The sequence below is a fragment of the Mesorhizobium sp. C277A genome (genome assembly GCF_040324395.1).
Classification (GTDB): Bacteria; Pseudomonadota; Alphaproteobacteria; order Rhizobiales; family Rhizobiaceae; genus Mesorhizobium.
Genome location: NZ_JAMYVW010000002.1, coordinates 3,974,619 through 3,987,481 on the forward strand (window position 1 = coordinate 3,974,619; position 12,863 = coordinate 3,987,481).

15 protein-coding genes and 1 tRNA gene are annotated in these 12,863 nt (G+C 63.2%); 5 read left to right on the forward strand and 11 right to left on the reverse strand.

The window, feature by feature from the left end:
• Positions 1–3 precede the first annotated feature (3 nt).
• Complete coding sequence (locus NKK52_RS19565; protein WP_023683186.1) at positions 4–567, forward strand: TIGR02281 family clan AA aspartic protease; 564 nt, start codon at positions 4–6, stop codon at positions 565–567.
• A 9-nt stretch (positions 568–576) separates the two neighbouring features.
• On the opposite strand, the gene deoA is transcribed toward NKK52_RS19565, so the two are convergent.
• The 6 genes from deoA to NKK52_RS19595 all read right to left on the reverse strand — a co-directional run bounded on the left by deoA (position 577) and on the right by NKK52_RS19595 (position 6,867).
• A complete protein-coding gene (gene deoA, locus NKK52_RS19570; protein ID WP_023683185.1) occupies positions 577–1,896 on the reverse strand; it encodes a thymidine phosphorylase in 1,320 nt (439 codons plus the stop codon).
• Positions 1,896–2,714, reverse strand: coding sequence for a purine-nucleoside phosphorylase (locus NKK52_RS19575; RefSeq protein ID WP_023683184.1), 819 nt, complete (start codon positions 2,712–2,714; stop codon positions 1,896–1,898). The genes deoA and NKK52_RS19575 overlap by 1 nt, the downstream gene beginning before the upstream one ends.
• 12 nt (positions 2,715–2,726) lie before the next feature.
• A complete protein-coding gene (gene cdd / locus NKK52_RS19580; RefSeq protein ID WP_023683183.1) occupies positions 2,727–3,119 on the reverse strand; it encodes a cytidine deaminase in 393 nt (130 codons plus the stop codon).
• Between the two features lie 106 nt (positions 3,120–3,225).
• Positions 3,226–4,197: an ABC transporter permease gene (locus NKK52_RS19585; protein WP_023683182.1), complete on the reverse strand. Its 972-nt coding sequence runs from the start codon at positions 4,195–4,197 to the stop codon at positions 3,226–3,228.
• Position 4,198: 1 nt separating this feature from the next.
• Complete coding sequence (locus tag NKK52_RS19590; RefSeq protein WP_023683181.1) at positions 4,199–5,338, reverse strand: ABC transporter permease; 1,140 nt, start codon at positions 5,336–5,338, stop codon at positions 4,199–4,201.
• Positions 5,335–6,867: an ABC transporter ATP-binding protein gene (locus NKK52_RS19595; RefSeq protein WP_023683180.1), complete on the reverse strand. Its 1,533-nt coding sequence runs from the start codon at positions 6,865–6,867 to the stop codon at positions 5,335–5,337. The genes NKK52_RS19590 and NKK52_RS19595 overlap by 4 nt, the downstream gene beginning before the upstream one ends.
• A gap of 221 nt (positions 6,868–7,088) precedes the next feature.
• Here NKK52_RS19595 and NKK52_RS19600 point away from each other — a divergent pair, with 221 nt between their 5' ends.
• On the forward strand, positions 7,089–7,295 hold the full coding sequence (locus NKK52_RS19600) for a SlyX family protein (RefSeq protein WP_196813821.1): 207 nt from the start codon (positions 7,089–7,091) through the stop codon (positions 7,293–7,295).
• A gap of 13 nt (positions 7,296–7,308) precedes the next feature.
• Positions 7,309–7,698: a hypothetical protein gene (locus NKK52_RS19605; RefSeq protein WP_023683179.1), complete on the forward strand. Its 390-nt coding sequence runs from the start codon at positions 7,309–7,311 to the stop codon at positions 7,696–7,698.
• Here the strand turns inward: NKK52_RS19605 and NKK52_RS19610 are convergent.
• From NKK52_RS19610 to NKK52_RS19625, 4 genes are all read right to left on the reverse strand, one after another.
• On the reverse strand, positions 7,693–8,154 hold the full coding sequence (locus NKK52_RS19610; RefSeq protein ID WP_023683178.1) for a GNAT family N-acetyltransferase: 462 nt from the start codon (positions 8,152–8,154) through the stop codon (positions 7,693–7,695). The genes NKK52_RS19605 and NKK52_RS19610 overlap by 6 nt on opposite strands.
• 89 nt (positions 8,155–8,243) lie before the next feature.
• A complete protein-coding gene (locus tag NKK52_RS19615) occupies positions 8,244–9,233 on the reverse strand; it encodes a BMP family lipoprotein (protein WP_023683177.1) in 990 nt (329 codons plus the stop codon).
• A gap of 246 nt (positions 9,234–9,479) precedes the next feature.
• Positions 9,480–9,803 (reverse strand): hypothetical protein, encoded by a 324-nt coding sequence (locus NKK52_RS19620; RefSeq protein ID WP_023683176.1) that lies wholly within the window; start codon positions 9,801–9,803, stop codon positions 9,480–9,482.
• A 118-nt stretch (positions 9,804–9,921) separates the two neighbouring features.
• Positions 9,922–10,668, reverse strand: a complete 747-nt coding sequence (locus NKK52_RS19625) for a hypothetical protein (protein ID WP_023683175.1) — start codon at positions 10,666–10,668, stop codon at positions 9,922–9,924.
• 359 nt (positions 10,669–11,027) lie between these two features.
• On the opposite strand from NKK52_RS19625, the gene NKK52_RS19630 reads away from it, so the two are divergent.
• Positions 11,028–11,117 (forward strand) — tRNA-Ser (locus NKK52_RS19630).
• A gap of 232 nt (positions 11,118–11,349) precedes the next feature.
• Here the strand turns inward: NKK52_RS19630 and NKK52_RS19635 are convergent.
• A complete protein-coding gene (locus NKK52_RS19635) occupies positions 11,350–11,802 on the reverse strand; it encodes a BA14K family protein (protein WP_023683173.1) in 453 nt (150 codons plus the stop codon).
• A 508-nt stretch (positions 11,803–12,310) separates the two neighbouring features.
• Here NKK52_RS19635 and NKK52_RS19640 point away from each other — a divergent pair.
• Complete coding sequence (locus NKK52_RS19640; protein ID WP_023683172.1) at positions 12,311–12,709, forward strand: hypothetical protein; 399 nt, start codon at positions 12,311–12,313, stop codon at positions 12,707–12,709.
• Positions 12,710–12,863 lie beyond the last annotated feature (154 nt).

Sequence of the window (12,863 nt, forward strand, 5' to 3'; positions counted from 1 at the left end):
TTCATGCTGCGCAAGCTTCTCATTCTGGGCGTGTTCGCCGGAACGTCGGCATCGATCCCGATCGTCTATCAGTCGAACCCGCAGATTCTCGACAACCTGTTGAAGTCGACCGTCGCCGGCAAGCCGTCCGCGCAGCCTCAGCCCGAACTGAACATGGCCTCGGTTCCCGGCAAGCCGGCCGCACCGCTGCCCACCGGTCGCAAGGTCCTGGTGGCGGCCGACGAGCGCGGCCATTTCACCTCCGCCTTCAAGCTCAACGGCCGCCAGGTCGACGGCATGATCGACACCGGCGCCACTTTGGTCGCCATCAACACCTCGACGGCGCGCCGCATCGGCATCTCGCTCAACCCGTCGGACTTCAACCAGCAGGTCAACACCGCCAATGGCGCGATCAGGGCCGCCGTGGTCAACATCGATCGCCTGCAGATCGGCAAGATCAGCGTCGACAACGTCCAGGCGGTAGTGCTCGACGACAAGGCTCTGCGCACCAACCTCATTGGCATGAGCTTTTTGCAGCGGCTGGCAAAATACCAGGTCGAAAACGGCACACTGTTGCTGGTGCAGTAGCGCGTTCCGCTACCCGCGCGGCAGCACGCGCCGGATGACAGTCTTGTCGGCGGCTGGTTTCGACGCCCCGATCGTATAGGCCGAAAGCACGGCGGCTGCGGCCGCTTCGGCCTCCACTTGCGTGCGGGCGTGGACCAGCGCCAGCGGCTCGCCGGCCCGCACCTCGGCGCCGAGCGGCAGCAGCCTGGTGATGCCGACCGCATGGTCGATCCTGTCGTCCGGCCGCGTGCGCCCGCCACCGAGCCCGACCACAGCAAGGCCGATATCGCGGGTGGCAATAGCGGTGGCAAAACCGTTGCCTGTCGCCTTGACCGCAAACTCCACCGCCGCTTTCGGCAGGTATTTTTCCGGCTTCTCGACGAAATCGGCGGGACCGCCAAGGGCTGCGACCATACGCGCGAAGGCGGCTGCCGCGCGGCCGCCGGCCAGCGTCTCGGCCGCGCGCCTGAGACCGTCCTGATTGGACGACGCCAGCCCTGCCGATTGCAGCATTTCGGCGGCCAGCGCCAGAGTCACATCCTCCAGTCGCTTGTCGCGGAACCTTCCGGTGAGGAAATCGACGGCGTTGCGCACCTCGACCGCGTTGCCGGCCGCCGACGCCAGCGGCTCGTTCATACCGGTGACCAGCGCCGAGGCCTTCAGGCCGGCGCCGTTGGCGATCTCGACTAGGCTGTTGGCCAGTGCTGTCGCGTCGCGCGACTTCTCCATGAAGGCGCCATTGCCGACCTTGACGTCGAGCACCAGCGACCGCAGGCCGGCCGCGAGTTTCTTCGACAGGATAGAGGCAGTGATCAGCGGCACCGATTCCACCGTTCCGGTCACATCGCGGATCGCATAGAGGCGACGGTCGGCGGGCGCGAGATCGGCGGTCTGGCCGATGATGGCACAGCCGGTCTCGAGCACGGTCTTGCGGAAGCGCGCGATATCCGGCTGGCTGATATAGCCTGGGATGGCATCCATTTTGTCCAGCGTGCCGCCGGTATGCCCAAGGCCCCTGCCGGAGATCATCGGCACATAGGCGCCGCAAGCGGCGACGATCGGCGCCAGCATCAGCGAGACATTGTCGCCGACGCCGCCGGTCGAATGTTTGTCGGTGACCGGACCCGGCAGATCCGACCAGTCGAGCACATCGCCGGAATCGCGCATGGCGAGCGTCAGCGCCACCGCCTCGTCGCGGTTCATGCCGTTGAAGAACACGGCCATGGCGAAGGCGCCGACCTGGCCGTCCGAGACGCTGCCCGAAGTCACGCCCGCGACGAAGGCCGAAATCTCCTGCGGGGACAGTTTCTGGCCGTCGCGCTTGCGGCGGATGATTTCCTGCGGAAGCATCAGGCAGCGCCCTTCGGCTCCGGCAACCCATCCTGGAACACATGCGCAAGGATCGTCGCCAGCCGTGCGCCGCCGATCGGCGCCATGTCCTTGGTCTCCTGGTGCGACAGTTCCGCCCCGCTCATCCCGGCGGCGAGATTGGTGATCACCGAACAGGCGGCTACGCGAAGCCCAAGGAAGCGGGCGAGAATGACCTCCGGCACGGTCGACATCCCTACCGCATTGGCGCCCATGACGCGCGCCATGCGGATTTCAGCAGGGGTTTCGAAACACGGACCGGAAAACCACATATAGACGCCCTTGTGCAGCGCCGTCCCTGTCGCCTTCGCCGCCCGTTCGATCGCCGCGCGCAAGCCGGCATCATAGGCTTCGGTCAGGCCGACGAAGCGGCGGTCGCTCGGCTCGCCGATCAGCGGGTTGGAGCCGGAGAAATTGATGTGATCGGTGATCAGCATCACCGATCCAGGCAGCATGTCGGGATCGACCGAGCCGGCGGCATTCGTAAGGATCAGCTTGGTGATGCCGATGCCGGCAAGCACCTCCAGCGCCGGCCGCATCGCCGCAGCAACGCCGTGCTCGTAATAATGGGCGCGGCCGGACAGCATCAGCACCGGCGTGCCGGCGAAAAGCCCCGCGACCACCTCGCCGGCATGGCCAGTCACCCCGCTGCGGGGGAAACCCGGCAGGTCGGCATAAGAGATGCGCACGGCATTCTCGACCTGGTCGACAAGCCCGCCAAGGCCCGACCCCAGCACCATCGCCGTTGTCGGCGCTAACCCGTCCAGCCTTTCGACGAGGTGGTCCAGAGCTTCCTTCATACCAGCCAACTCTCACTTCAAAATGTCGCCACGAAACCCGTAGGGCAGCATGTCGCCCATGGTCACGGTCTCGACCACGCCGGTGTTGTCGCAAAGATAGAGCTTTGTGTCCGGCCGGCAGAATTCCGCCAGCCTTTGCCGGCAGCCGCCGCAGGGCGAGCATTTCGCCATGCGTGAGGCAATGACGGCGATTTCCACAATCTTGCCGCCACCGCCCATGATGTAATGGCCGAGCGCCGTGGTCTCGGCGCACCAGCCTTCCGGATAGGACGCGACCTCGATGTTGGCGCCGGTGAAGACACGGCCGTCTTCGGTGCGCAACGCCGCACCCACCGGAAACTTCGAATAGGGCGCGTAGGCCTTGGCCATGGCCTCCTGCGCGGCTTCGAACAGATCATGCGACATCTAGGTGTTCTCTCCGACGATCGTGGTCAAAACCCGGCGCTTTGCGTTTCGTGGCGCCTTTCGAGCACCAGCCGCATGCTCGACTCAGTGCTCCTGGGCGCCCGGATCAACGTTCCTTGACATACGGCACGCCGCCGGCGCGCGGCGGGATCGCCTTGCCGATGAAGCCGGCAAGCAGGATCACGGTCAGCACATAGGGCAGCGCCTGCATGAACTGCACCGGCACCTTGCCGATCAACGGCAGCGGCGAACCCTGCAGGCGGATCGCCGCCGCGTCGAGGAAGCCGAACAGAAGACAGGCGAACATAGCGTTGACCGGTCGCCATTTGGCAAAGATCAGCGCCGCCAGTGCGATGTACCCCTTGCCCGCGGTCATGTCCTTCACGAAGCCGCCATTCTGCACCATCGAGAGGTAGGCGCCGGCAATGCCGGTCAGCACACCGGTGCAGATCAGGGCCCGGTAGCGCAGCCAAGCGACCGAGATGCCGGCGGTGTCGACGGCGGCCGGGTTCTCGCCGACGGCGCGTAGGCGCAGGCCGAAGCGGGTGCGAAACAACACCCACCAGGTGAACGGCACCATGGCGAAAGCGAGATAGACCAGGATCGAATGGCCAGAGAGCAGCTCGGAATAGATCGGCCCTATGATCGGCACGTCGTGGATCGCGGCAGCACCAGGCAGAGTGATGGCCTCGAAACGCTCGCCCGGCTGCAGCGCCGGCGTTCGCCCGCCCTGCTGGAACCAGGCTTGGCCCAGAATGATGGTCGAGCCGGCGGCGACGAAGTTGATGGCCACACCGGAGACGATCTGGTTGCCGCGATGGGTGATCGAGGCGAAGCCGTGCACCAGGGCAAAGGCGACCGACATCACGATCGCCATGCCGAGACCGAGGAAGGCCGAATGGAAGACCGAAGCGGCGGCCGCACCTGCAAAGGCGCCGACCAGCATCTTGCCTTCCAGCCCGATGTCGAAAACGCCGGCGCGTTCCGAATAGAGGCCGGCGAGGCAAGCGAGCAGCAGCGGCACCGACAGGCGTATGGTCGAGTCCAGGATCTGCACGATGGCGATGAAGACGTCCATCTCAGGCGCCCTTCCCTTTGACCGCTTCGATGCCGACCGACCTTGGACTGAACGAGGCGAACAGCGCCTGGACGTAGGGCCGGAACATGTGCTCCAGCGCACCGGCAAACAGGATGACCAAACCCTGGATGATGACGATCATGTCGCGGGAAATCGCCGGCATTTCGAAGGCAAGTTCGGCGCCGCCCTGGTAGAGCATGCCAAACAGGATCGCCGCCAGCACGATGCCGACCGGATGCAGTCGGCCCATCAGCGCCACGGCGATGCCGACGAAGCCGGCGCCGGAGACGAAATCGATCGCCACATTGTGCTGGTCGCCCATCACCGGGTTCAGCGTCATCATGCCGGCCAGCGCGCCCGAAATCATCATCGCTATAATGATGATGCGGGTCTCCGAAATGCCGGCATAGCGCGCCGCTTTCGGGCTGTGCCCGTAGGTGCGCATCTCGTAGCCGAGCTTGGTGCGCCAGATCAGCAGCCAGACCAGGAAGGCCATGACCAGCGCCAGCAGGAAGCAGATGTTGAACGGCGCCGAGCGGATCTTGGCGCCGAACAGTTCGATGATCCAGTTGAGTTTGGGCAGTTCGGCGCCGGCGAGGAAGTTGCGCGTCTGCGGCGCCTGCGACGCCGCCGGCTTCAACGGCCCGACCAGGAGGTAGACCATGATCGAGGCCGCGATGAAGTTGAACATGATGGTGGTGATGACGATGTGCGACCCGCGCTTGGCCTGCAGATAGGCCGGGATCAGCGCCCACAGCGCACCGACGGCGGCTCCGGCGACGATCGCCAGCGGAAAGGTCAGCCACCACGGCAGCACAGTGTCGAAGGCGAGGCAGACCACGCCCACGCCAAGGCCGGCAATATAGGCCTGGCCCTCGGTCCCGATGTTGAACAGGCCGCAATGCGCGGCCACCGCCACCGACAGGCCGGTGAAGATGAAGGTGGTGGCATAGAACAGCGTGAAGGCAATGCCGGTTCCCTTGCCGAAAGCGCCCTCGACCAGGATGACGGCGGCACGAAGCGGGTTTTCGCCGACCAGCATGACGACGAAACCGGCAACGATGAAGGCCACGGACAGATTGATCAGCGGGATCAGCCCATAATCGGCCCAGGCCGGCAGTTTGGCGTAAGGCGTGCTCACTCTGCCGCCTCCTGGCGATCGATGCCTGCCATCAGCAGGCCAAGCTCGCCCTCGGTCGCCTCGGGGCCACGTTCGCCGACGATGCGCCCGGCAAACATCACCAGGATGCGGTCGGACAGCGAACGGATCTCGTCGAGCTCGACCGACACCACCAGCACCGCCTTGCCCTGGTCGCGCATGGCAATCAGCCGCTTGTGGATGAATTCTATGGCGCCGACATCGACGCCGCGCGTCGGCTGGCCGACGATCAGAACACCGGGGTCCTGCTCCATTTCCCGCGCCAGCACGATCTTCTGCTGGTTGCCGCCGGAGAAATTCGCCGTCTTCAGACGCGGATTGCCGGGACGGATGTCGTACTTCTCTATCTTGTCCTTGGCATCGGTCATGATGGCGTCGATGTTGAGGAACGGCCCTTTGAGGTAGCGCGGGTCGTCATGGTAGCCGAGGATCGAATTCTCGTTCTCCTCGAAGGCCAGCACCAGGCCGACATGATGGCGGTCCTCCGGCACATGGGCGAGCCCACGGTCGCGCAACTCGCCGGGATCGGCGGCCCCGGTTAGGTCGATCGGCTTGCCATCGAGCATCACCGAGCCGGAAACCGCGCGCCTGATGCCGGAAATCGCCTCGAGCAGTTCGGACTGGCCGTTGCCGGCGACACCGGCAATGCCGACGATCTCGCCGGCGTGGATATCGAAGGAGATGTCGTCGACCATGGTGACGCCGCGCTGGTCTTTCACCGTCAGGTTCTTGACCGCGAGCTTGACCGCGCCAGCCTCCGTCTCGCCCTTTTCGACCCGCAGCAGCACGCGCCGCCCAACCATCAGTTCGGCCAGTTCGCCGACTGTCGTCTTGCTGGTCTCGCGCGTCGCCACCATCGTGCCCTGGCGCATGACCGAGACATTGTCGGTGATGGCCATGATCTCGCGCAGCTTGTGGGTGATCAGCACCACCGTTTTCCCCTGGTCCTTCAATTGCCTGAGGATGCGAAACAGATGGTCGGCCTCGGCCGGCGTCAACACGCCCGTCGGCTCGTCGAGAATCAGGATTTCGGCGCCGCGATAAAGCGCCTTCAGGATTTCGACACGCTGCTGCAGGCCGACCGGCAATTCCTCGATGATGGCGTCGGGATCGACTTCCAGCCCGTATTCGCGCTCGAGCCGCTCCAGTTCGGAGCGCGCCTTGGCGATGCTCTTTTTCAACAGCGCATCGCTTTCGGCGCCGAGGATGATGTTTTCCAGCACGGTGAAATTGTCGACCAGCATGAAGTGCTGGTGCACCATGCCGATGCCGAGCGCGATGGCGTCGTTGGAAGTCTTGATAGACGCCGGCTTGCCGCCGACGCGGATCTCGCCGCTGTCGGCCTGGTAGAAGCCGTAGAGGATCGACATCAGCGTCGACTTGCCGGCGCCGTTCTCGCCGACGATGCCGTGGATGGTGCCGCGTGCGATCTCCAGATTGATGTCGCGATTGGCGCGAACGGCGCCAAAACTCTTGTTGATGCCGATCAGTTCGATTGCGGCTTGCGCCATGCAGCCTGTCCCACTCTTATTTTTTTATCGCTTGGTCAAAACGCCTAGCATGATGCCCCACCCGTGCCAATTGGCGGCGCAGTGGCCACTCTCGACAAATCCCGGTGCGCTTGTCAATTTCGAACGTGGCCGCAGACCTTCACATTCACTAATATGCAAGGGTCAACAGTCGCATCATCATGCTGCAACTGCGTGCACCAAGACCTAGGGAGTTTCGAATGATCATGCCTGTCGACCGGCTGACGACGCTGGAAATCCGCGCCGCCGAGCAGGAAAAGACCATCGAGGAACTGTCGGGCCAGATCGCCGAACAGTGGACGGCGATCGAACGCATGCAGCGCAAGCTCGATGCGCTGACCGGGCGCTTCATGGCGCTGGAGGAACAGTCGGCCCCCGACGTGCCGATAACCAAACCGCCGCACTGGTAACAAGGAGAAGCCGATGGCCGGTGAAAGCGATCGCGTTGCGCGGGCGGGCGACTATGTGCTTGGCCTGATGAACGATCGCGACCGCGAACGTGCCGAGCGCGACCTGGAGATCGATCCCGCCTTCCGCGACACGGTGATGCGGCTGGCCGAGTGCATGCATGTCTTCGACCGCACGGGGCGGCCCTCGGGCGACGGCGATCGCTGGCGGCTGATTTCGCAACGCATCGCCGAACTGCCGCAGATGCGTGTGGTCGGCCACGACGAAGCGAAGCCGGTGATCGGCAGACTGGAGCGGAAGCCCTATGGCGTCGGCGTGCATTCGCTCGGTGGCCGACGCGGCGCCGTCATCGCCATCGCGCTGATCATGGTATTCGCGCTGGGTTATCTCGTCGGACAGCTATAGGCCGAGTTCGCGCGACATCAGCAGCATCGGGGAGCCGTCCTGCTCAAACGACTCGACCACTGCCCAACCGAGCCCGGCATAGAAGTCTCGCGCCACCCACGTATAGAGGTAGGTCCTCTCCACACCGATCGCGGTTGCATGCGCTTCGATGGCTGCAACCAGCGCGCGGCCGATCCCTTTGCCGCGGTGGTCGCTATCGACGACCAATCCCGCCAGCCAAGGCGTCAGCTCATGCGCGGGTTCAATTTCGTGGCGAACCAGCAGGCAGGTCCCGACCGGGACCTCCCCTATCCGCGCCACAAGCGCCGCCTCGAAGCCATCTCCATTGAGCAACTCGCGAAGCCCGGCGACGTCCTCATTCAGCGTTCTTGCGCTGCCCTCGAAAAAGGCGGCGATGCGCAGTCGCGCCACTGCATCAACATCGCGTTCGGTCATCGGTCCGATGGTCGGCTTCACTCTCGCCTCTCAAGTTGCGGCCCCCGTCAAAACCCAAAAACAAAACCGCCGGACTCTCGCCCGGCGGTTTCAACTCTAATGGATACAGATCAATACGGGCAGGCGTTGTCGGCGGTATAGTCGTGCACCTGGATCGTGCCGGCGATGATGTCGGCCTTGGCCTTTTCGACGGCAGCCTTCATCTCGTCGGTGACCAGCGCCTTGTTGTTGTCGTCCATGGCGTAGTCGACGCCGCCTTCCTTGAGGCCGAGATTTTGCAGGCCGCCCTTGAAGGTACCGTTCTTGCCGTCCATGAAGGCGGTGTAGACCGCAACGTCGACGCGCTTCAGCATCGAGGTCAGCACCTTGCCGGGCTGCAGGCCGTTCTGGTTGGAATCGACGCCGATGCCGAGCTTGCCGGCATCCGCCGCCGCCTGCAGCACGCCGACGCCGGTACCGCCGGCCGCGGCATAGACCACGTCGGAACCCTGGTCGATCTGTGTCTTGGCGATCTCGCCGCCCTTGGCCGGATCGTTCCACGCGGCGGGCGTGTCGCCGGTCATGTTCTGGATGACGTCGGTCGCACCGGCTGCCTTGGCGCCGCCGACATAGCCGCATTCGAACTTGCGGATCAGCGGAATGTCCATGCCGCCGATGAAGGACACCTTCTTGGACTTCGAGGCCATCGCCGCCAGGATGCCGACGAGATAGGAGCCTTCGTTTTCCTTGAACACAAGCGAGCGGACATTGGGCATATCGACGGCATCGTCGATGATGGCGAAGTTGAGATCGGGATATTCCTTCGCGACCACCTTCAGCGCATCCTCCCAGGCAAAGCCGGCCATGACGATCGGGTTGCGGCCGTCCTCGGCGAAGCGGCGCAGCGCCTGCTCGCGTTGCGAGGCGTTCGACACTTCGAACTCGACATAGGCGGTGCCGGTCTCGGTCTTGAACTTTTCGGCCCCGTGATAAGCAGCCTCGTTGAAGGACTTGTCGAACTTGCCGCCGAGATCGTAGAGGATGGCCGGCTGGACATCCGCGGCGAAAGCCGGAAGAACCATTGCGGTTGCGGCCAGGAGGCCGAGAACGATACGTTTCATGTGATCCACACCCTGTCGGTTATTTTTTTCCGTTACGCGCCGCCCGTCTGCCCGGTTCTGGCATGCGGCATCAGCCAGGAGTGTACTCCCCTCCCGCTCAAGGCAATCTGGCACGGCCCGAAACAAAATTCACGCGGAATTTTGACCTTTTGGAAAAGCATGCCCCCCGTTGGAAAAACATGCCCAATGCGGTGACAGCTGTGGACGATTGCCGCGTTGTCGTCGCAAGTCCGCTGGGACAACCCATCAGCCCGGCGCGAATTCTCCGCCGCGCCGCCGGCGCCGGTAGCCGATCGCATAGAGGATGAAGGCAAGCACCGCGAACACGGCAAACCCCGGCTGGGCAAGCACCCAGGCGATGCCGCCATCCCATATCATCGGATTGACCTTGGCGCGCACGAAGGTCTCGAACGCCGCGCGGGTGTCGGGCGAAACCGCCAGCCAGCTCGAATTCAGCGGCGTCATGACCAATGTGGAAGCCGCCACCGAGCGCGTCGCGTCGAGCACGGCCATGATGACGGCGACCGAGAGTGCGATCATGGCCGCGAGGCGAAACAAAAAACGCAACATCGAAATCTTCCCCGGTCCTCAAGTTCCTCCCGAGGACCTTCCGGTCAAAGGCGAGGAATAGAATGCGCACGCCCGGCGTGCAATCGCCATATACGCGAATTTGAAGCCTATCGCCCGCCTATATGGAAACCTTTCGGCTCCGCCGATGGACGAGCCAGACGCCGAGGACCCCGCCGCCAATGGCCCCGACCACCAGCCCGGCAAGGCCGATGAACACCGCGAAGTAGCCGCAGCCGCCTTCGAAACAGCTGATGTCGGTGGCTTCGGCGATCCCCGCGCCGAGCGCGAAGCCGGCGACAGTGCCGACGACGGCGCCGAGGGTGATGGCGGCCAGCGCGGCGACGACCGAACTAAAGGCTGACGGTGCCTGCGCTTCCGGCCTTGCATAAAAGGCCTTGGCCTCGTCGCGGCGGCGCAGCAGGTAAATGCAAAACAGGCCGATGACGATTTCGCTGGCGGCGATCGCAAGCTCCCTGGCGGAGACGGTGAAATCGGGCACGGTCAGCGCATAGACCTGCTCGGCCAGCCGCCAGGCGATGGTGGTGATCTGCCAGATGGTGAAATGACGCGGAAAGCGCGCGGAACGGCTTAAGGCGAGGCCGAGCAGATAAAGCCCCCACACGATGGTGACGATGTCGAAGGCCAGTCCGCCAAGCACGAAATAGAAGACCCTGTCCGGCAGGCCGGAACTCTCCAACAGCCACCGCGCCGAGACCAGCCAGTAGACCGACCATGCCATGACGAAGAGGAGCCAGACCACGGGCACAAAGGACAGCCCGCTGTCCGGACGCCCTGCCGGCGTCAGCCCGCCTGGCATGCCTCCGGCCGGCGTTCCGCTGGCCGGCTGTTCATTGCTCGATGTCATGTCGGACGATGCCCCCCGCAAAGCCTCCGCCGCACTCGACAGGTGGCGAGGGGCGAAGTCAAGCGCGGCCGGCCCTGCCGCCTTGCCCGTGCACACCATTCAGAACCGAAGCGCCTTAGAAGCGGAGCCGTTCAACGCCCCGCGAAACGATGCATGGCCGGCAAAGCGAATAGACTGCCGTTATGGCTTGGCATTCGGCGCCGGATCGACTAGATGAGCCCCGCGCCTGTTTGATTGACGGGCGCCGGGAAGGGCATCCGCTGGTTGGCGGTGTCCATCAAGCGGGTCTTCCCGCAAATCCCAAAGGGATGCATCTCCCCAACCCGCGTGGCAAAACCGGCCGGCGCGAATGCAAGGACGGAGAGGTGGCCGAGTGGTTGAAGGCGCACGCCTGGAAAGTGTGTTTACGGGAGACCGTAACGCGGGTTCGAATCCCGCTCTCTCCGCCATCGCCGTTGATTTTATTGTATTTTTTGACTATTTATCGATCTGCCATAACCGGGGAAACTCGACGGTAGCAACTCTTCGGAACCTTGCCCAGCCGGATATCTTGAGTCTCGTGGCGGCGGAGCATTTGTTTGTCCCTCACAGCGATGTCGGGTCTCGTAACCCTAATTCGCCGTCACGCCTCACACAAAGAAAAACCCCGCCGAAGCGGGGTTCTCATTTCGGTCAAAAATCTCAATAGGGAGAATTGCACTCCCGACGAGGGCCGTAGTTCGGCTGGTAGGTGTTGTCCGAGGCGCGGTAGCTGCGGTAATGATCGTAGCACCACTGCACATGCGAATCGCCACCCCGGTAGACGCGATGGTTGTTGTTGAGCGCGCCGGTAATCAGGGCGCCGGCAATGAATGCTCCGGCGGGGAACCAGAAATCGCCGTGGCGGCGATAGCCGTGTCGGTAATGGCGCGAGCCGCGATGGCCGTTCCAGTAGGGGCCGTCATTGTTGTAGCGCGAGAAATTGCGATCGCCGCGATGCTTCATCCACGGCTTGTAGTCCACCGCCTGCACATCGGACGACGCCGAAGGCGCCTGCGGCGTGAACATTTGCGCTGCACCTGCAGGCACAGCGGCGGTGGCCGCGAACGAAACTGACAGCGTGGCCGCCAGCATACCCGATACAATCTTATTCATGATCTTCTATCTTTCCGTTGCCGTCCCTTATGGGCTTTAAACGGTTTAAGAGCGTTCCGGTTCCGCCCGCCTGCCACAACAAAACCCCACACTTGGCGGGGTTCTGTCGTTTGCGATGCGGAGCGGTTAGGCGGAGAGCTTCGCAACCATCTCCGGAGTCAGAATGCAATCCGCCCATGCCTCGTCATCGATCGGCTTTAGGCTGTCCGCCAAGATCTATCCCGATTGGGATCCACGTCCATGAAGGATCCCACGCCGCAAATCCCGCGGACCTTGCTGGTCCTAACCCGTCCCATAACCATAGACGGCAAGATTTGGTCTTTGTGGGTTATCATTGCGCCGAGTTCGAATTTCACGCTCGCTTAGTGGAGAGCTACGTAGCGCCGAAGCGGAAGACGCGACTTGTCGACAAGGCGTAGATCCCATGGTTGGCGGGGAGCGTTGGGCGTGTCCTTGTGCCGGCGCAGGGATGATGATTTGCTGCGATTCAACAAAGCGGGGGAACGCCATGGCGGACACGGTTATGAAGGCTCCGGTTCTGGATGTAGTTTTAGCATCTGGGATCGACGCCGCCTTAGGCACGGTGTCGGTCACATTTGGATCAATCGACACAAAGAGATTCCAACTCGATTTCTCCGCACAATGTGTTCCTTTGGCAATTGCTGCCCTCTCGGTCGAGATGGGAAAGCTCGTCGCCACTCTTCCTGCCGAAATGACACCAAAACTGCAGGGCATTTCTATAACGAGCACTCAACTGGCCATGAAAGAGGACGGCACTGTAGCCATCTTTCTCCGATTGGAGAGTGGAGCGGAACTGCCGCTTGATTTTCGGTTGGACGACCTCACCCGCCTGCGCCAACAAATAGACGAAGCGCTTACGCTGGCGGATCGAAAGACCCACCACTGATATAAGCTTCGTCCCGCTCTACATCCGCGCCTTGTCATCTCGCTGGTTGCTGCCGGCGTCTGGCGATTCCGGCAGCGCGATATAGTGGGCATGGCTTCCTGCCCCTGCTGGCCGGGCTCGGCACAACCGGGCTTAATGAAACAAACTGCGACAT

What these genes read in the sequence shown, in the direction of transcription:
- NKK52_RS19575 (WP_023683184.1), bottom strand. Translation starts at nt 2,714, where the DNA reads ATGAAGGAAGCTCTGGACCACCTCGTCGAAAGGCTGGACGGGTTAGCG.
- NKK52_RS19635 (WP_023683173.1), bottom strand. Translation starts at nt 11,802, where the DNA reads ATGAATAAGATTGTATCGGGTATGCTGGCGGCCACGCTGTCAGTTTCG.
- NKK52_RS19615 (WP_023683177.1), bottom strand. Translation starts at nt 9,233, where the DNA reads ATGAAACGTATCGTTCTCGGCCTCCTGGCCGCAACCGCAATGGTTCTT.
- NKK52_RS19595 (WP_023683180.1), bottom strand. Translation starts at nt 6,867, where the DNA reads ATGGCGCAAGCCGCAATCGAACTGATCGGCATCAACAAGAGTTTTGGC.
- NKK52_RS19640 (WP_023683172.1), top strand. Translation starts at nt 12,311, where the DNA reads ATGGCGGACACGGTTATGAAGGCTCCGGTTCTGGATGTAGTTTTAGCA.
- NKK52_RS19625 (WP_023683175.1), bottom strand. Translation starts at nt 10,668, where the DNA reads ATGACATCGAGCAATGAACAGCCGGCCAGCGGAACGCCGGCCGGAGGC.
- cdd (WP_023683183.1), bottom strand. Translation starts at nt 3,119, where the DNA reads ATGTCGCATGATCTGTTCGAAGCCGCGCAGGAGGCCATGGCCAAGGCC.
- NKK52_RS19585 (WP_023683182.1), bottom strand. Translation starts at nt 4,197, where the DNA reads ATGGACGTCTTCATCGCCATCGTGCAGATCCTGGACTCGACCATACGC.
- NKK52_RS19565 (WP_023683186.1), top strand. Translation starts at nt 4, where the DNA reads ATGCTGCGCAAGCTTCTCATTCTGGGCGTGTTCGCCGGAACGTCGGCA.
- deoA (WP_023683185.1), bottom strand. Translation starts at nt 1,896, where the DNA reads ATGCTTCCGCAGGAAATCATCCGCCGCAAGCGCGACGGCCAGAAACTG.
- NKK52_RS19605 (WP_023683179.1), top strand. Translation starts at nt 7,309, where the DNA reads ATGGCCGGTGAAAGCGATCGCGTTGCGCGGGCGGGCGACTATGTGCTT.
- NKK52_RS19620 (WP_023683176.1), bottom strand. Translation starts at nt 9,803, where the DNA reads ATGTTGCGTTTTTTGTTTCGCCTCGCGGCCATGATCGCACTCTCGGTC.